Here is an 18,280-nt window from a genome sequence, read left to right on the forward strand (position 1 = left end):
CGACGGCGGGCCCGCGCCGCCGTCCGGCGAGGGCAGGCCGCGCCCGGCGAGCAGGTCGGGCAGCCGGTCCAGCGCCTCCCGGTAGGTCCCCGCGCGCACGACGACGGCGCGGTCCCCCAGCTCCGCGGCCCGGTGGCGCAGGGCGGACAGGACGAGGTGCGCCTTGCGGCGGTGGAACCGGCGGCGGCGGAAGACGTCGAGGGACTCGACGAGGAGGACGGGTGCGCCGTCGTCGAGGTCGTCGGTGAAGTGGGGGCCGAGCTGGTCGGCGAAGAGCCAGCGCACCGTCCCGCCGCCCGTCCCGCCGCCCGTCATGTCGCCCAGCATGACGGGCGGCCGCGGCGGGCGCCGTCGTCGTCGGGGGTGCTCTCAGGCGCCTCCGGGCCGCGCACGGGACCATCGTGTTCGGGCGGGGGCAGCACGCCCCGGTAGCCTGACGCGGCGCCACCCCTCTCACCACCCGGAGTCCGCATGTCCAGCCTTGCCTCGCCGTCGGGTCAGCGTCGGCCGCTCGTGGTCCGAGCGCTCCTGTCGCTCGCCGTGCTCGTCGGGGCGGTGGTGGTCGTCCTGACGCAGTCGCCGACGCTCGGCCTGGACCTGCGCGGCGGCACGCAGATCGTCCTCGAGGCCCAGGACGGGCCCACCGTCGTGGCGGATGCCGAGTCGACCGACCGGGCGCTGGAGGTGCTCCGCCGCCGCGTCGACGCGCTCGGCGTCGCCGAGCCCACGATCGTCCGCTCGGGCGAGCGGCGCATCATCGTCGAGCTCCCCGGCCTGCAGGACCCGGCCGAGGCGGTCGAGGTCATCGGCCGCACCGCGCAGCTGTCCTTCCACCCGGTGCTCGGGCTCGGGGACCCGGCGGACCTCCCGGTGGGCAGCCCGGAGCCCGGGGCCGAGGGCACCGAGGACGCGACGGACGCGCCGCCCCTCCCGGACGTGGACGTCACGCAGGAGGTGACGCTCACCGACACCTCGGGGATCCCGCTGCGGCTCGGTCCCGCGGAGCTCACCGGTGAGGCGGTCACCGGCGCGAACAACACGCTCGACACCCAGTCCGGCCGCGGCTGGTACGTCACGGTGGAGTTCACGGACGAGGGCGGCCGCGGGTGGGCGTCACTGACCGGGGACGCCGCGTGCGCCCCCCTGGGCGACCCGACGCGCCGCGTGGCGATCGTCCTCGACGGCGGCATCATCACCGCCCCCGAGGTGACCTCCTCCGTCCCGTGCCCCGCGGGCATCACGGGCGGCCAGACGGACATCACCGGCGGCTTCGACCAGGCCTCCTCGCGGGAGCTGGCCGCCGTCATCCAGGGTGGCGCGCTGCCCGTCCCGGTCGAGGTCATCGAGCAGCGGACCGTCGGCCCGAGCCTGGGTGCCGCGGCCATCGACGCGAGCATCCAGGCGATCCTCCTCGGCGTCGCCGTGACGGGCGTCTTCCTCGTCGCCGCCTACCGGCTCATGGGCCTGCTGGCCGTCATCGCCCTCGCCGGCTACGCCGTCATCGCCTACGCCGCCCTCATCGGGCTCGGCGCCACGATCACCCTGCCCGGCCTCGCGGGCTTCGTGCTGGCGGTCGGCATGGCCGTCGACGCGAACGTCCTGATCTACGAGCGCGCCCGCGAGGAGCGTGCGACGCGCAGCCGCTCGCTGCCGATGGCGGTCCGCGAGGGCTTCCGTCGGGCGTTCCCGGCGATCGCGGACTCGAACGTCACGACGCTCATCTCCGCCGGACTGCTCTTCTTCCTGGCGTCGGGGCCCGTGCGCGGGTTCGGCGTCACGCTCACCGTCGGTGTCCTCGCGTCGTTCTTCTCGGCGCTGGTCATCACCCGGGTGCTCGCCGAGACCGCGGCGCGGATCGGCGCGGTCCAGCGCAAGCCCGGCATCACCGGCATCGAGACGCTCGGCAGGCTGCGCGAGCGGCTCACCGCGATGGACCCGAAGTTCCTCGACCACCCGCGGGCCTGGCTCGCCGGCTCGATGGCGCTCGTCCTCCTCGCCGGGCTCGGGCTGGCCGTCCGGGGCGTCGACCTCGGGGTCGAGTTCACCGGCGGGCGCAGCATCCAGTACGAGGTGGCCGAGGAGGTCTCGGCCGACGACGCCCGTGAGGCCGTGGCCGCGGCGGGCTTCCCCGGAGCCGTGGTCCAGGAGGCGGGCGACGGCGGCATCGCCGTGCGCACCAGCCCGATCGACGACCGCCAGCAGCAGCAGATCCGCGACGCGATCGGTGAGATCTCCGGCGGGGCCACGGTGGTGAGCGACGAGCTCATCGGCCCGACCCTCGGCGACGAGCTGCGGCGCAACGCGCTCATCGCGCTCGGCATCGCGCTCGCGGCCCAGCTGCTCTACCTCGCGTTCCGGTTCCACTGGACGTTCTCCGCGGGCGCCGTCGCGGCCCTCGCGACGAACGTCGTCGTCGTGCTGGGCGCCTTCGCGTGGCTCGGCAAGCCGCTCGACGGCGTCTTCCTGGCCGCCCTGCTGACGATCATCGGGTACTCGGTCAACGACTCCGTGGTCGTGTTCGACCGGATCCGCGAGATGTGGCGCGCCAAGCCGGACGAGCCCTTCCACCGGCTCGCGGGGTCCGCGGTGCTCCAGACGCTCCCGCGGACGGTCAACACCGGGGCGAGCACGCTCTTCGTGCTGCTCGCGCTGCTGTTCCTCGGCGGGTCCTCGCTGCGCGACTTCGCCCTCGCGCTCGTCCTCGGCATCGTCGTCGGCACGGCGTCGACCATCTCCATGGCGGTGCCTCTCACGGTGGCGCTGCAGCGGCGGTGGCCGTCGCGGCCGCGCATCAAGGAGGAGAAGAAGCCGGCCCCCGGCGCGAGGACGGACGGCGCCGTCGTCTGAGCCCCCCCGGCGAACCGCCGGCGCGGCCACGCCGGCCGCCGAACACAGAACGGGGAAGGTCCGTGGTGCCTGGCGCCACGGACCTTCCCCGTTCTCGCGCCCCCCGGGGCGCGGGGGGCGGGGCCGGGCCGGCGCGTCGGCCGTCACCCGTTCGACCCAGTTCGGACGCGGGCGGACAAGTCGGACAGCCGCTGCTCAGAATGTGAGACCGGTCTCACGTGAGCCTTGATCTGTCACCCGTTCGGCTGCAACGGTGATCGGAGAGCGCTCTCTGGAGGGTGGCCGATGATGGCCACCGCAGAGGCGCGAGTCGACCCCGTCAGCGACGACGGTGCCGGCGCGACAGGGAGCCCGGGTCCCGCCCGGCTCACCCGAGAGGCAAGGCCATGAAGACCCCTCCGCCCGGCACCCGCACGGTGCCCCCGCAGCCCCGGACCGCCGGGCACCCCTCCGCACGGCAGGACCGGCGACGACGTGTCGCGGCGCTCACCACGGTGGTGCTCGCCCTGTCGGGCGTCGGCGCGACGGCCACGACCGCACAGGCCGGGACGGTTCCCGTCGGCGCCGGCAGCTACACCACCGACCAGGTCGGCCCCGCACCCGCCGGCTGCGGGCCGCTGGCCACCGACGCCCGCGCGTTCGCGACGGACTCCGCCCCCGCGGGTGCCGTCCCGACGAACGACTGGTGGTCCTCGCTGCTCTTCAAGCACCCGAACGCCAGCTGCACCACGAGCGCACCCCTGCACGCGCACCCGGTGTCGTACCAGCCGCAGCTCGACGGCCTGGGCCTGTCGCACACGCTCGAGCCGCGGATGTACGGCACCCCCGGCGGGATCGGCGAGTTCCACTTCCCGTACGAGGAGGACGTCGCCGTCGGGGTGAGCGGCATGACCGCCCCCGTCGTCGAGGTCGCGGACTGGACCGACTGGACCGTCAGCCCGTCGTGGAGCGACGGCACCCGGTCGATGACCGCCACCATCGGCCACGGCTTGCCCTTCACGTGGTTCGAGATCACCGGCGGTGACGCCGTCCTCACCGCCGACGCCGGCGCGCGCGTCTGGCTCGACGACGGCGAGCGCATCGGCTTCAGCGCCGGCGGCGCCGACTACGTCGCCTTCGCCCCGACCGGCGCCACGTGGTCGGTCACCGGCACGACGCTCACCAGCGACCTGGCCGGCCTGGGCTACCTCTCGCTCGCCACCCTGCCGACCACCCCGGCCGACGACGACGCCGCGCGCACCGCGCTCGCCGACGCCTATGCGCCGTACGCCTACGCGCAGGTGACCGGCACCCGCGCCGACTACGTCTACGACGAGGAGGCGAGCGTCGTGCGGACGACGTACTCCGTCGAGACCGCCGTCCGCGAGGGCGCGAACGCCGGCACGGTCCTGGCGCTCTACCCGCACCAGAGCGCGTACCTCGCCGGGACCACCGGCGACGGGCCGGGAGCGGGCGAGCCCGCGGGCCGGGACTACGTGTCCCCGCGCGGGATGATGACCGCCCTCGTCGGCGCGACCTCGTTCACCACGGAGACGCCCTTCACCGGCGTGCTCCCGGAGGTGCCCTCGGTCGCGACCGCCGACGGCGACGCGAACGCCCGCCTCGACGTCCTGGTGGACCAGCTGGCCGCCGACCCGCTGGCGCTCGGTGACGCCGCGGACACCTACTGGGTCGGCAAGGCCCTCGGCCGCGCGGTGCGGATCGTGGAGATCGCGGACCAGCTCGACCGGACCGCCGTCCGCGACACCGCCCTCGCCCAGATCGAGGACGTCCTCACGGACTGGTTCACCGCGACCCCGGGCAAGACCGAGCAGGTCTTCGCCTACAACGAGAACTGGGGCACGCTCGTCGGGTTCCCCGGCTCCTACGGCTCGGACAAGGAGCTCAACGACCACCACTTCCACTACGGGTACTTCCTCGTGGCGGCGGCGACGCTGGCCCGGTTCAACCCCGAGTGGGCGGCCGACGAGGCGTACGGCGGCATGGTCGACGAGCTCATCGCCGACGCGAACGGCTTCGACCGCGCCGAGACGCGCTACCCCTACCTGCGCGACGTCGACATCTACGCGGGCCACGACTGGGCGTCCGGCCACGGCGCCTTCGTCAACGGCAACAACCAGGAGTCCAGCTCCGAGGGCCAGAACTTCGCCAACGGTCTCATCCAGTGGGGCGTCGCGACCGGGGACACCGCCGCCCGTGACGCCGGCATCTACCTCTACGCGACGCAGACGGCGGCGATCCAGCAGTACTGGTTCGACGAGTCGGGGGCCATGCCGGACGCGTTCGGCCACTCGACGGTCGGCATGATCTGGGGCTCCGGCGGCGCCTACGCCACCTGGTTCAGCGGCGAGGCCGAGATGATCCAGGGGATCAACACCTTGCCCATCACCGGCGGTCACCTCTACCTCGGGCTGCGGCCCGACGACGTCGTGGAGAACTACGACGAGATGGTCGCGGTCAACCGCGGCAACCCGTCGGTCTGGCAGGACATCCTGTGGTCGTACCTCGCCCTGGGCGACGCCGACCGTGCCCTCGGCGAGCTCGACGCGGACCGCGAGTACCCGGTCGAGGAGGGCGAGAGCCGGGCGCACACGTACCACTGGATCGCGAACCTGGCCGCCCTGGGGAGGGTCGACGCGACCGTGACCGCCGACCACGTCAACGCCGCCGTGTTCTCCGACGCCGGGGCGCGCACCTATGTCGCGGCCAACGTCACCCAGGCGCCGCTGACGGTCACCTTCTCCGACGGCACCGTCCTGGACGTGCCCGTCGGGCAGACGGTGACGACCGGTGCGCACACCTGGAGCGGCGGCGGCGCGCCGGGAGGCACCGAGGAGCCCGGCGACCCGACCGACCCGACGGAGCCCCCGGCTCCCGCGGCCACCGAGCTCCACCTGACGCCCGACGGCCTGGCGACCGAGCCGGGCACGGCCCAGACGGCCACGCTGGGCCCGCGCGTCGGCATGGACGCCGTCGGCGACCCCGCCACCGGGCTGGTCCTCCAGGCCGACGGCGTCAGCGGGACCTTCGGTGGTCTGCGCACCGCGTTCGACATCGGCATCGACGCGGGTACCGCGGTCGGCAACGGCACGCGGTTCCGCGTGTCGTACGACCTCACCGGCGACGGCACGTGGGACCGGGTGGAGAGCCACGGCTACTTCGCGACGGACCCGGTGCCGGGTTTCGAGCGGTACACGTCGGCCAACCGTCCCGTCGAGTCCTCCGAGGGCGCGCTCGGGGCGATGACCGGTGGCTCGATCAAGGTCGAGCTCTGGAACGTCCTCGGCACCGGCGAGTCCCTGGTGGACCTCGCGACCTCCGTCGTCCGGGTGCCGTTCGGCGGGCTCACGCTCGACGGCGGGACCGACCCGACCGACCCGACGGACCCGACCGACCCGACGGACCCCGTGGATCCCGAGCCGGAGCCCGTGGCGCCCGGCGCACCCGGCGAGGTCTTCGTCACCGCGTCGAGCGGCACGGCGCTGGACGTCGCGTGGGAGGCGCCGTCGGACGCCGGGACGCACGAGGTGACCGACTACCGGGTGCAGTACCGCACCGCGGGTGACACCACGTGGACCCGGTTCCTCGACCCGGTCACCGCCACCACCGGCGCCCGGATCACGGGTCTGACGCCGGGCACGCAGTACGAGGTCCGCGTCCGCGCGGTCTCGGACGCCGGGCTGGGGACCTTCTCCGCCCGCGTGGCCGCGACGACCTGGGCGGCGCCGTCGGCCCCCCAGGCCCTCACCGCGAAGGTGCAGGGTCGGAACGTCCAGCTGAGCTGGATCGCCCCGCGGGACGCCGGCCACTCGCCTGTCACCGACTACGTCGTCGAGGTCTCCGCGGACGGCACGACGTGGACCGTCGTCGACGACGGCGTCAGCGCCGAGCCGGGGGCGCGGATCACGGGGCTGGCGGGGAAGACGTCGCACCTCGTGCGGGTCGCCGCGGTCAGCGACGTCGGCGTCGGTGCCTGGCTCACGGTGTCGGCGACGACCCGGTGAGCCCGGGAGCCGTCACCGGGCGGTGACGGCTCACTGAACCGACCCGAGATGGAACGGGGAAGGTCCGTGGTGCAGGGCGCCACGGACCTTCCCCGTTCTCGCGCGCGGTCAGCGACCGCGCAGCGCTCCGGCGCCGGCGCCGGCGCACCGCACCACCGCGGAGATCCCGAACGCGACGAACACCACGACGCCGACGGCGGCGACGGGCACACCCCCGCCCACGAGCGCCCCGAACAGCACGATGGCGAGTCCGAGGGCCGCGAGCGCGAAGTCCCGAGTCTGCTTGTCCATGCCAGATCCCCCCTCCGGCCGACGGTGCCGCGGCGATCGCCGCGGGCGAGCACCGCCACCGTGCGATGTCACGCGACGCTAGCCCGTGGCACAGACGCCCACAAGATCGAGGAGGGCCGGGCGCGCGGGAACATCGCGGGGACGGTGGGCGCTCACCTCGACGAGCACGCCACCCCGAGGAGCCCCGCATGAACGACCACGGCACCCGCCCCAGGGACTACGGGCACGACCTGCTGTTCGGCTCGTTCGTCACGCCGACGGCGCAGGACCCGGACGCCGTCGTCCGGCTCGCCGTCGCCTCGGAGGAGGCGGGTCTGGACCTGGTGACGTTCCAGGACCACCCCTACCAGGCGGGCTTCCTCGACACCTGGACGCTGCTGACCTGGGTCGCGGCGCGCACCGAGCGCATCCACCTCGCGGGCAACGTCCTCAACCTGCCGCTGCGGCAGCCCGCGGTCCTCGCGCGGTCCGCGGCGAGCCTGGACCTGCTGTCGGGCGGCCGGGTCGCGCTCGGGCTCGGGGCCGGCGGGTTCTGGGACGCGATCGAGGCGATGGGCGGGACGCGGCTCACGCCCGGCGAGTCGGTGGACGCGCTGCAGGAGGCGCTGGAGATCGTCCGCGGCATCTGGGCGACCGGCGAGCGCGCGGCCCTGCGGGTCGAGGGCACGCACCACCGGGTGCGCGGGGCCAAGCGCGGCCCGGCGCCCGCGCACGACATCCCGATCTGGGTCGGCGCGTACAAGCCCCGGATGCTGCGCCTGGTCGGGTCCCGGGCCGACGGCTGGCTCCCTTCGCTGCCCTACCTGCGCTCGTTCGAGGACCTCGACCGGGGCAACGCCGTCATCGACGCGGCCGCGACGGCCGCCGGACGCGACCCGGGCGCCGTCCGCCGGCTGCTCAACATCACGCCGGCCGAGCTCGACGTCGAGGTGCTCACCCGCCTCGCGCTCGAGCACGGCGTCTCGGGCTTCATCGCCATGGGCGACGACCCGCGCCCCCTGGCCCGCCTCGGCCGGGAGGTCGCCCCGGCGGTCCGCGACGCGGTCGCGGCGGCCCGCGCCGAGCGTGCCCGGGCGGGGATCGTGGAGCCCGGTCCCGCCGGTCGCACGCACACCGGGAACCACTCCGATGACGCCCCGGGCGGCGCGGCCGCCCCGGCCGAGCCGCTGCGCTCGTCGGGCCACGCCGGGGTGACGGCGCGGATCAACGACGCCGCGCCGTCACCCGCACGTGCGACGGAGGCGACCGAGGTGACGGCGCCGTCGGCGGCGAAGGCCGTGCCCGGGGTGACGCCCACGCCCGACGACGGCGTCCGGCACGCCTCCCGCAGCGTGTGGCGGGAGGACGACCGCCCGACCGCCCCGCCGCCCCCGCCCGGCACGACGCACTCACCGAACGGCCGGGCGGTCGCCCAGCACCTGGTGGACGTCCACGACCACCTGCGCTCGGAGCTCACCGAGCTGCGCCGGGTCACCGAGCAGGTGCTCGACGGTGCGCTCGACGCGGGGTCCGCGCGGTCGGCGATCAACGCGATGACCCTGCGGCAGAACGCCTGGGTGCTCGGCGCCTACTGCGCGACGTACTGCCGCACCGTGACGGGCCACCACACGCTCGAGGACCGGAGCATCCTGCCGTACCTGCGCCGGGTGGAGCCGGGCCTCGAGCCCGTCGTCGACCGCCTCCAGGCCGAGCACGTCGACATCCACCACGTCCTGGAGGACGTCGACGCCGCGCTCGTGCGCTTCGTCTCCGACGACGACGGCGCCGCGGTGCTGCGCGAGGCCGTCGACCTCCTCACGGACGTGCTGCTGTCGCACCTGTCCTACGAGGAGCGCGAGCTGATCGAGCCGCTCGCCCGCTTCGGCATGGCGCCCGGCCAGGTCTGAGACCGGCCGCCCGCCCCTGGTCCCCGCCGCTGGTCCGCCGCCCGCCCCCGCGAGGTCGCACCCCGCCCGACCGGGCACTGCGTGAAGACCTGGTCGCCCCTGAAGCCACCAACCCTTCCCACAGGTGCTTGCCACGAGCGGGGTCACGGGCGCAGGGGATACCTCCGGTAGGCGCGCTGCTGCACCCTGGCCCGGCCGGTGAGCTCGGCGCGCAACCGGCTGTCGACCCGCGCCGCCTGGTGCTCGAGCTCCCGCAGGAGCTTGCGGTGGCTGTCGAGCCGGCGCTGCGGGAGCGTCCCGTCCTCGACGGCCGCAAGGACCGCGCAGCCGGGCTCGGTGCGGTGAGCGCAGTCGGCGAACCGGCAGCGGCTCGCGAGGTCCTCGATCTCGGCGAAGACGTCATCGAGCGCCTCCTCACCCGCGAGGCCGATGGTGCGCAGACCCGGGGTGTCGAGGACGGCACCCCCACCGGGGACCAGGTGCAGCTCGCGTGTCACCGTGGTGTGCCGGCCCTTGCCGTCGACCCGCAGGGCGCGGGTGCTCATGACGTCGCCGCCGACGAGGGCGTTGAGCAGCGTGCTCTTGCCCGCCCCCGACGCCCCGACCAGGGCGACCGTGGCGCCGCCGCGCAACCGGTCGCGCAGCGGCTCGAGCCCGGCGCCGGTCAGCGCCGAGACGGCGAGCACCGGGGCGCCGGGCGCGACCTCGGCGACCTCGGCCGCGAGGACGTCGGGCTCCGCAGGCAGGTCCGCCTTCGTCAGGACGACGTACGGCTCGGCGCCCGAGGACCACGCGAGAGCGAGGAGCCGCTCGATGCGGGCCAGGTCGACGTCGGGCGCCATGCCCTCGGCGACGGCGACCACGTCGGCGTTCGCGGCGAGCACCTGGCCGTAGGAGGAGCCCCGCGCGACCTGGGCCCGGACGACCGCGGTGCGTCGGGGCAGCACGCGCTCGACGGCCCCCGTGCGAGCGCCGGCGACCGGCACGACGACGACCCAGTCCCCCGCTGCGGGGACCTGGACGGGATCGGCCGCGACGGCGCGCTCGAGCGCCGGCGCCCAGGCGGCCGTGACGGTCACGACGCCGTCGTCGGGCGCGACGGACACGGCGCCGTCGTGGGTCGCGACCAGGACGTCGCAGCGGCCGCGCCCGGAGCGGGCGACGCGGCCGGGAACCGCACCGGTGGGTGCGTCGGCGAGGAGGTCGGCCCAGGTCTGCCGCCAGGACTCGTCCCAGCCGAGCGGGACGAGCGGGTCGGCCGAGGGTGGGATGTCCGGAGCCCCGGCTGGAAGCGCCAGGAGCGCGGGGCCCGGCGTGCCGGCCGCGGACGGCGACGACGACGACGCGGGCGAGGTCGAGGAGGGACGGGACGGGCGGGGTGATGCTGAGGACAACGGAGGACCCTTCGAGGGGCCCCGCGGCGTCAGGTCCCGCGGGGCGAGGTGGTGGTGGGCACGGCGACGTCGACGACGCTCATGGCGCACCTCCCCTCGGTCCGGACGATGGTCGAGCCCGATGGGCCCGCACCTCGACGGTAGACCGCCCACCTCGCCCGCCGCACCGCATTTCCGTGGGCCCGCCGCGAGGGCCGACGATCGGGGGCCGCCCGAGGGGGCTACGGCTCACGACCGGGCTGCCGCCGGACAGCGGGAACCGTTCGGGTCGACGCCCGTTCAGGGCCGGCGGTGCGGCCGGAGTCCGTGCGGTTCGTACAGGGTCCCCTCGGCGACCCGCCGGGCGACGGTGGCCAGCGCGTGGTCCCGCAACGCCGTCCGACCGGCCAGCTCCGCGGCAGCGGCCACCTGCAACGACAGCGTGGCCCGGTGGACCATGGCCCGGTGCAGCAGGTCCGGCTCGACGTCGGCCGCGAGCTGCTGCACGCCGAACGCCCCGACGAGCGGCGCGACGTCGACGGCCGGGTCGGCCCAGGCGGCGTGGTCGACGTCGATGAGGCCGGTGAGCCCGGCGTCGTCTCCCGCGTCGGGCCAGAGGACGTTGTGCAGTCCGAGGTCACCGTGGACGAGGCACGCGTCGGCCTCGGCCTCCGCCTCGAGCACGTCGGCGACGACGCGGGCCGCCGTCGACCGCGCGGACGGCGGCAGCCGCGGGGCGAGCTGCTCACGGACCAGGGCGGGCCAGGAGGCGCCACCGCACCAGGAGCGGACCGGCGGGAGCGCTGCCGTGGCCCCGTCGCGGTGCACGGCGCGGAGCCGGTCGAGGAGCTGGACCATCCCGTGGCGCACGTCCGACCAGTGCGAGGCCGATCGGGGCTCGCCGGCGACCCGGGACACCAGGACGCCGGTGACGCCGTCGGCGGTGACGGGCTCGGACAGGGGCGTCGGCACCGGCACGCCCAGGTCGAGACCGGCGACGACGGACGTCACCGCGGCCTCGCGCTGCGTCCGCTCGCGGTGCCCGCGGCCGTCGGTCAGACGGGCGACGGGGCCGGTCGGCAGCACCAGCACCTCGTGGAAGGCCCCGTGCTCGACGCGGGCGCGCGACCAGTCGTCGTCAGGCCAGGCCGCCGCCGCCCAGCCGCGGGCGTCGAGCCTGCCGTCCCCCATGTCGGCAGCCTCGCACGCGGCGGGCCGTGCCTCACCCCGAGACCGTGCCCGGACGCCGAGACCGTGCCGCGCACGGCACGGTCTCGGCACCACGGCACGGAGTGGGCAGCCCCTGCGCGCGGGGCCTCGGGCGTCAGGCGCCGACGGTGGTGACCGGCTCGACGCCCAGCTCGGAGAGCAGGTTCAGGACCCGCCCGTGGATGTCGTCGCGGATGGTGCGGACGGGCTCGATGCCCTGGCCGGCCGGGTCGTCGAGCTTCCAGTCCTCGTAGCGCTTGCCCGGGAAGATCGGGCAGACGTCGCCGCAGCCCATCGTGATGACGACGTCGGACGCCTGGACGGCCTCGGTGGTGAGGACCTTGGGCTTCTGGTCGCGGATGTCGATGCCGAGCTCGAGCATCGCCTCGACAGCCGTCGGGTTGATCTGGTCCGCGGGCATCGAGCCGGCGGAGCGCACCTCGACCTGCCCGCCGGACAGGTGGGTGAGGAAGCCGGCGGCCATCTGCGAGCGGCCGGCGTTGTGGATGCAGACGAACAGGGCGGACGGGCGGGCGTCGGTGGTCACGGAAATCTCCTGGTGGTCGTGGTCGTGGTCGTGGTCGTGGTCGGGGCCGGGTCGAGGCAGAGGTCGGTCGGGTCGGTCGGGGACGTGGGTCGGGTGGCCGTGGGCCGGTCAGCGCTCCGTGCCCGTCGGGGCCGCCGGCAGGAGCTCCGCCGCCAGCGCCGCGACGCGGGCCGCGAGGTCGTCGTGGATGGCGCGGACGCCGTCGGGCGAGGCCATGGCCGGGTCGCCGACGGGCCAGTCCTCGTAGCGCTTGCCCGCGAGGACCGGGGTCGCGTCGCCGCAGCCCATCGTCACGACGACGTCGGCGGCGCGCACCGCGTCGTCGGTGAGCGGCTTGGGGAACGGCTCCTCGGCCTCCGGGCCGAGCAGCTCGGCGAGCAGCGGCTCGACGGTGGCGTGGATGCGCGCCGCGGGCAGGGACCCGGCGGAGCGGACGACGACGGCGTCCCCGGTCAGGCGCCGCAGCAGCGCGGCGGCGAGCTGGGAGCGGCCGGCGTTGGCGGTGCAGACGAAGAGCACGCGTGGCCGTGTCGGGACACCCGGGGCGGGTGCCGCGCCGCCGTCGGCCTCCCGGGGTGCGGCTCCGTCGGCCGGGGACGTGGCGCCCTCGGCCGCCGCGGCCGCGAGGAGGTCCTCGAGGCGCTGGACGGCGAAGCGCTCGGCCAGCACGGGGAGGTGGGTGGTCACCGTGGCGGTCCGGGCCAGCGCAGTACCGGACTCGCGCACGACCAGCCGGACGACGTCCGGCGAGAGCTGCGGGAAGCGGGCCACGAGGCGCTCGACGGCGTGGGAGAGCGCCGCGTCGACGTCGAGCCGCGTGGGCTCGTCGACGTCGTCGGCGGGGTGCGGGGCGGACGCGGCGCGGGCCAGGGCGTCCAGCAGCGACGACGCCACGCGGTCCATGCCCGGGGCGAGGGAGTAGAAGATCCAGGTCCCGCGCCGCTCCGCGGTGACGACGCCGGCCTCGCGCAGCGAGCGCAGGTGGTGGGAGACGGTCGGTGCGGCGAGCTCGGTGAGGGAGGCGACGTCGCCCGCGGCGAGCCGGCCGCCCGGGGCGCCCGCGAGGGCCGAGACGATCTGGAGCCGCAGGGGGTCCGCCATCGCGCGCACGACCGGGGCGACGGACTCCGCCACGTCGCGGGGCATCGCGTGCCCGTGCGACGCCGCCGACTCGCCCTGCGCGTTGCCGCTCATGCGGCCCCCCTCCTGTTTCCAGCAACATCTAATTAGATGTTCCTCGAAAAGGCAAGCCGCGCTGCGGTGGGCACACGGGTCGCAGGGCGACGCCGTCGCTCACCGCAGCGCGGCCGGGCCGCTCGGCGGAGACCTACCGGATCAGTCGCGCCAGACCTGCACGACGCTCGGGCGCGGGCCGCCCCACGCGTCGTCGGTCACGGTGCCCTCGGCGCCGTAGTCCGGGAAGAGCGACTGCTGCGCACCCCAGGTCCCGTCCTCGCCCGGGTGCTGCACGGCCACGTAGACCATGTCCTGCTGCTCGCGGATCACCGGACCGCACGTCTCCGCACCGGTCGGCACCGACAGGAACTGCTGCACCCGCCCGCGCTCAGGCCCCTCCAGCGGCACCTTGAACAACCCGTCGCAGTACCCGATCGCACCCGGCGCACCGTCCGTCGAGACCCACAGCGTCCCGTCACCGTCGAAGGCCACGTTGTCGGGGCAGGAGATGGGCGACACGGCCTCGGGCGGGAACCCGGCGAAGTACGTGTACGGGTTCGCCGCTGGGTCGCCGCACAGCAGCAGGATCTGCCAGCCGAACGCGGTCCCGGTCGGGTCGTCACCGGCCTCGGTCAGCTCGATGACGTGACCGTTGCGGTTGCGGGTGCGCGGGTTCGGCTCGGTCGCGCCCTCGTTCGTGCCCGTGCCGCGCGCCGTGTTGTTCGTGCAGGCCACATAGACCCGACCGGTGCGGGGGTTGGGCTCGACGTCCTCGGGGCGGTCCATCTTCGTGGCGCCGACGGCGTCCGCCGCGAGCCGCGTGTGCACCAGGACCTCGTCCGTCGTGAAGCCCGGCACCTGGCTGACCCCGTCGAGGACGAGCGGGAGCCACTCCCCTGTCCCGTCGAACATGCCGTCCGACGGCAGCGCCCCGGTGCCGGTGATCTCCTCGACCGGGGAGTCCCCACGGAAGCGGGCGACGTACAGGCTGCCGGCGGAGAGGAGCTGCTTGTTGTGCTCGCGGTGCCGGTCGCCCTTGCGGTAGGTGTCGCGCGAGACGAACTTGTAGAGGTACTCGAACCGCTCGTCGTCCCCCATGTAGGCCACGACGTGGCCGCTCGCCGCGATACGCACCGTCGCACCCTCGTGCTTGAACCGGCCGAGCATCGTGTGCTTCACGGGCGTGGACGTCGGGTCGTAGGGGTCGACCTCGACGATCCAGCCGAAGCGGTTCGGCTCGTTCTCGTACCCAGGGGTGCGGGCGTCGAACCGGGGGTCGACCTCCTCCCAGCCCCGAGTGGTCGGGTCCGGCCGCAGGCCGTAGCGCGCCTGCTCCGGTGTCCCCTCGGCCCGGAAGTAGCCCTGGAAGTTCTCCTCGCCGGACAGCACAGTGCCCCACGGCGTGGTGCCGCCCGCGCAGTTGTTGAAGGTGCCGAGCACGAGGGTGCCCGTCGGGTCGTCCTGCGTCCGCAGCAGCGGCGAACCGGCCGCCGGCCCGGACACCGTGAAGGGCGTCGTGGCGGTGATCCTCCGGTTCAGGGGAGCGCCGACGACGTACCGCCACGGCTCGCGCTTGCGGTCGCGCGTCAGCTCGACGACGGACATGCCGTGCGCGGCCATCCCGATCCAGCGCTGCTCCGCGAGCTGCTCCGGCGTCGTCGCCGGGGGGAACATGATCGCCTCGTTGGTGTACTCGTGGTTGTTCACCAGCACCGCGCTACGCCCGTTGGGGTGCTCGAGGATGTCCAGGTAGTCCGCGTTGTAGCCGAGCATGCGCTCCTGGAGCTCGGCGGTGAGCGTGGTCGGGTCGAACCGGTCGTCCTCGGAGAAGAGCGGGTCGCCCCACCGGATGATCGGGGCCCACGTGTAGCCGCCCGGCACGACCAGGTCGTCGACCGCCGCCCCGACGGGCGCGATCGGCACGAAGGGCAGTCGGCCGCCTCGGGCGGCGGCGGACGCGGGAGCCGCCGTGCCGACCTGGGCCGCGAGCGCCAGGGCGCCGGCTCCGGCGGCCGCGCCGAGCAGGACCGCACGGCGGGTCAGCGCTGTCTCCGCCACGTCCTTGAACGTCGGGTTCTCGCTGCGGTTGGGCACCTCGTGGAAGCAGGCGTCCGCGCACTTGAGATGGCAGGTCACCGGCGAACGCTTGCCGGCCGTGTGCCCGAGCATGGGCAGGAGCGGCAGCAGGCGGCGGGAGGTGCTGCTCGTCCGGGCGTCGCCCGGTCGTTCATCCGTCGTGGTCATCATCGTCCCCTCGGATCGGCAGGTGCTGGGGACGCTACCGTGAGAGGCGATGTGACTCCATCGGAGAGCCGGCCGTGACTGAGCCGTGCGGGCCGCCGCACGTCAGCACCTCCTGGCCGGTCCGACGGCCGCCGGGAAGGCGGCCGTCGGAGGCGGGGCCAGGAGGTGCCGATCCCTCTTCGAGCCGCCCGGATCAGTCGCGCCAGACCTGAACGACGCTCGGGCGCGGGCCGCCCCACGCGTCGGCGGTGACGGTCCCCTCGGCGACGTAGTCCGGGAAGAGCGACTGCTGCGCGCCCCAGCTGCCGTCCTCGCCCGGGTGCTGCACGGCGACGTAGACCATGTCCTGCTGCTCGCGGATCACCGGGCCGCACGTCTCCGCGCCGGTGGGCACCGAGAGGAACTGCTGGACGCGTCCGCGCTCGGGCCCCTCGAGCGGCACCTTGAAGAGGCCGTCGCAGTACCCGATCGCGTTCGGGGCGCCGTCGGTGGAGATCCACAGGGTGCCGTCGCCGTCGAAGGCGAGGTTGTCCGGGCAGGAGATCGGCGAGACCGCCTCCGGCGGGAACCCGGCGAAGTAGGTCGAGCCGTTGACCGCGGGGTCGCCGCAGAGCAGCACGATCTGCCAGCCGAACGCCGTCGCGGTCGGGTCGTCGCCCGCCTCGGTCAGCTCGATGACGTGACCGTCGCGGTTGCGGGTGCGCGGGTTCGGCTCGGTCGCGCCCTCGTTCGTGCCCGTGCCGCGCGCGCTGTTGTTCGTGCACGCGACGTACACGCGGCCCGTGCGCGGGTTCGGCTCGACGTCCTCGGGGCGGTCCATCTTCGTGGCACCGACGGCATCGGCGGCCAGGCGGGTCCGCACCAGCACCTCCTCGGTGCTGAAGCCCGGCACCTGGCTCACGCCGTCGAGGACGAGCGGGACCCACTCCCCCGTGCCGTCGAACATGCCGTCCGAGGGCAGCGCCCCGGTGCCGGTGATCTCCTCCACCGGGGAGTCGCCGCGGAAGCGCGCCACGTACAGGCTTCCAGCGGACAGCAGGCGCTTGTTGTGCTCGCGGTGCTGGTCGCCCTTGCGGTACGTGTCCCGCGAGACGAACTTGTAGAGGTAGTCGAAGCGCTCGTCGTCGCCCATGTACGCGACGACGTGACCGCTCGGCGCAATGCGCACCGTGGCGCCCTCGTGCTTGAACCGGCCGAGCATCGTGTGCTTCACGGGCGTGGACGTCGGGTCGTACGGGTCGACCTCGACGATCCAGCCGAAGCGGTTCGGCTCGTTCTCGTACCCGGGCGTCCGCGCGTCGAAGCGGGGCTCCACGTCCTCCCACCCGCGCGTCGTCGCACGGTCGCGGATGCCGTACCGGGCGTTCTCCGGGGTCTCCGGCGCACGGAAGTAGCCCTGGAAGTTCTCCTCGCCGGACAGGACGGTCCCCCACGGGGTCGTACCGCCGGCGCAGTTGTTGAGCGTGCCGACCACGACCGTGCCGGTCGGGTCGTCCTGCGTCCGCAGCAGCGGCGAGCCGGCGGCCGGACCGCTGAACGTCATCGGGGTGCTCACCGTGATCCGCCGGTTCAGCGGCGCGCCGACGACGTACTGCCACGGCTCGCGCTTGCGGCCGCGGGTCAGCTCCACCACGGACATCCCGTGCGCGGCCATGCCGATGCGCCGCTGCTCGGCGAGCTGCTCGGGGGTCGTGGCGGGCGGCAGCATGACGTCCTCGTTCGTGTACTCGTGGTTCGTCACGAGCACGCCGCTGCGCCCGTTCGGCGCCTCGAGGATGTCGAGGTAGTCGACGTTGTAGCCGAGGAGGCGCTCCTGGAGCTCCGCGGTCAGCGTCGCCGGGTCGAACCGGTCGGCCTCGGAGAACAGGGGGTCGCCCCACCGCACCAGCGGCGCCCAGACGTAGCCGCCCGGCACGACCAGGTCGTCCACGGCCGCCCCGACCGGCGCGATGGGCTGGAAGGGCAGCCGGCCTCCGGTCGTGCCGGCCGCGACGGCGGACGGTGCGCCGCCGACGTGCGCGGCGATGCTCACGGCTCCCGCGCCGGCGGCCAGGCCCACGAGCACCGAGCGTCGCGACAGCGCGGTGTCGGCGACCTCCCGGAAGGTCGGGTTGTCGCTCGTGTTGGGCACGGGGTGGAAGCACGCGTCGGCGCACTTGAGGTGGCACGTCACCGCGGAGCGCTTGCCCGCGGTGTGCCCCAGCATCGGCAGGAGCGGCAGCAGACGCCGGCGGCGCCCGCCGCGTCCGTCGGTGTCGGTGTGGTCGGTGAGGCCAGGTCGGTCGTCCGTCGTCGTCATCGTCTCCCCCGATGTCGCAAGGTCTGTCCTCGCGACCCTGGCAGCCGAAGGTGACCGCCCGGGTGAACGAGAGGTGACGGAGCGCCGAACGTCAGCGGGACATCCCGCGCGCCCCCCGGCGACGGCCGGCCGCGGCCAGACCGACGACGACGACCAGCGGCCACAGCGACTGCGCGCCCGCGACGACCCGCTCGGACAGCCCGGTCAGGGCGCCCTCGGTCGGCGTCACCTGCTGCAGCTCGAGCAGGAACCAGGCGAACAGGCCCGTCAGGACGGCGGCGGCGGTGCCCGCGACGGCGGGGCGCAGGACGGCCGGCCGGGCGTCGTCGTCGGCCGCGGGACGCCGGCGCCAGGAGAACGCCGGCCAGAGGCACAGCGCGACGAAGCCCACCCCGGCCGCGGCG

At 74.8% G+C, this 18,280-nt stretch carries 12 protein-coding genes; 3 read left to right on the plus strand and 9 right to left on the minus strand.

Going from position 1 to position 18,280, the window contains the following annotated elements; all coding sequences use genetic code 11:
* On the minus strand, nt 1–315 hold a 315-nt coding region (locus tag N866_RS09765), incomplete at its 3' end, for a cryptochrome/photolyase family protein (RefSeq protein ID WP_216699422.1).
* A gap of 156 nt (nt 316–471) precedes the next feature.
* Between N866_RS09765 and secD the strand changes: the two genes are divergently transcribed.
* The gene (gene secD / locus N866_RS09770; RefSeq protein WP_081802521.1) at nt 472–2,847 is read left to right on the plus strand and encodes a protein translocase subunit SecD; all 2,376 of its coding nucleotides are present in this window, start codon (nt 472–474) and stop codon (nt 2,845–2,847) included.
* A gap of 386 nt (nt 2,848–3,233) precedes the next feature.
* Complete coding sequence (locus N866_RS09775) at nt 3,234–6,851, plus strand: glycosyl hydrolase (RefSeq protein ID WP_081802522.1); 3,618 nt, start codon at nt 3,234–3,236, stop codon at nt 6,849–6,851.
* A gap of 108 nt (nt 6,852–6,959) precedes the next feature.
* Here the strand turns inward: N866_RS09775 and N866_RS09780 are convergent, their stop codons facing one another.
* The gene (locus N866_RS09780; protein WP_034225822.1) at nt 6,960–7,142 is read right to left on the minus strand and encodes a hypothetical protein; all 183 of its coding nucleotides are present in this window, start codon (nt 7,140–7,142) and stop codon (nt 6,960–6,962) included.
* Nucleotides 7,143–7,330: 188 nt separating this feature from the next.
* Here N866_RS09780 and N866_RS09785 point away from each other — a divergent pair, with 188 nt between their 5' ends.
* Nucleotides 7,331–9,028 carry an LLM class flavin-dependent oxidoreductase gene (locus N866_RS09785; protein WP_034225824.1) on the plus strand — a complete coding sequence of 566 codons (1,698 nt, stop codon included), beginning with the start codon at nt 7,331–7,333 and terminating at the stop codon, nt 9,026–9,028.
* A 143-nt stretch (nt 9,029–9,171) separates the two neighbouring features.
* Here the strand turns inward: N866_RS09785 and rsgA are convergent, their stop codons facing one another.
* The 7 genes from rsgA to N866_RS09820 form a co-directional block, all read right to left on the minus strand.
* Nucleotides 9,172–10,422 carry a ribosome small subunit-dependent GTPase A gene (rsgA, locus tag N866_RS09790; protein WP_245612500.1) on the minus strand — a complete coding sequence of 417 codons (1,251 nt, stop codon included), beginning with the start codon at nt 10,420–10,422 and terminating at the stop codon, nt 9,172–9,174.
* A gap of 279 nt (nt 10,423–10,701) precedes the next feature.
* On the minus strand, nt 10,702–11,592 hold the full coding sequence (locus N866_RS19875) for a phosphotransferase family protein (protein WP_052022778.1): 891 nt from the start codon (nt 11,590–11,592) through the stop codon (nt 10,702–10,704).
* A gap of 133 nt (nt 11,593–11,725) precedes the next feature.
* Nucleotides 11,726–12,163 (minus strand): arsenate reductase ArsC, encoded by a 438-nt coding sequence (locus N866_RS09800; protein ID WP_081802523.1) that lies wholly within the window; start codon nt 12,161–12,163, stop codon nt 11,726–11,728.
* Nucleotides 12,164–12,265: 102 nt separating this feature from the next.
* A complete protein-coding gene (locus N866_RS09805) occupies nt 12,266–13,351 on the minus strand; it encodes a metalloregulator ArsR/SmtB family transcription factor (protein ID WP_052022783.1) in 1,086 nt (361 codons plus the stop codon).
* Between the two features lie 141 nt (nt 13,352–13,492).
* On the minus strand, nt 13,493–15,577 hold the full coding sequence (locus N866_RS09810) for a PhoX family protein (protein WP_081802524.1): 2,085 nt from the start codon (nt 15,575–15,577) through the stop codon (nt 13,493–13,495).
* Between the two features lie 193 nt (nt 15,578–15,770).
* On the minus strand, nt 15,771–17,876 hold the full coding sequence (locus N866_RS09815; RefSeq protein WP_081802525.1) for a PhoX family protein: 2,106 nt from the start codon (nt 17,874–17,876) through the stop codon (nt 15,771–15,773).
* A gap of 91 nt (nt 17,877–17,967) precedes the next feature.
* Nucleotides 17,968–18,280: DUF998 domain-containing protein (locus N866_RS09820; protein ID WP_155855286.1), on the minus strand; the 313-nt coding region annotated here is incomplete at its 5' end.

This window comes from Actinotalea ferrariae CF5-4, from assembly GCF_000603945.1.
GTDB classification, from domain to species: domain Bacteria; phylum Actinomycetota; class Actinomycetes; order Actinomycetales; family Cellulomonadaceae; genus Actinotalea; species Actinotalea ferrariae.

Coding starts and splice junctions, on each gene's coding strand:
- secD (WP_081802521.1), top strand. CDS start 472: ATGTCCAGCCTTGCCTCGCCGTCGGGTCAGCGTCGGCCGCTCGTGGTC.
- N866_RS09775 (WP_081802522.1), top strand. CDS start 3,234: ATGAAGACCCCTCCGCCCGGCACCCGCACGGTGCCCCCGCAGCCCCGG.
- N866_RS09780 (WP_034225822.1), bottom strand. CDS start 7,142: ATGGACAAGCAGACTCGGGACTTCGCGCTCGCGGCCCTCGGACTCGCC.
- N866_RS09785 (WP_034225824.1), top strand. CDS start 7,331: ATGAACGACCACGGCACCCGCCCCAGGGACTACGGGCACGACCTGCTG.
- N866_RS19875 (WP_052022778.1), bottom strand. CDS start 11,592: ATGGGGGACGGCAGGCTCGACGCCCGCGGCTGGGCGGCGGCGGCCTGG.
- N866_RS09805 (WP_052022783.1), bottom strand. CDS start 13,351: ATGAGCGGCAACGCGCAGGGCGAGTCGGCGGCGTCGCACGGGCACGCG.
- N866_RS09810 (WP_081802524.1), bottom strand. CDS start 15,577: ATGACCACGACGGATGAACGACCGGGCGACGCCCGGACGAGCAGCACC.
- N866_RS09815 (WP_081802525.1), bottom strand. CDS start 17,876: ATGACGACGACGGACGACCGACCTGGCCTCACCGACCACACCGACACC.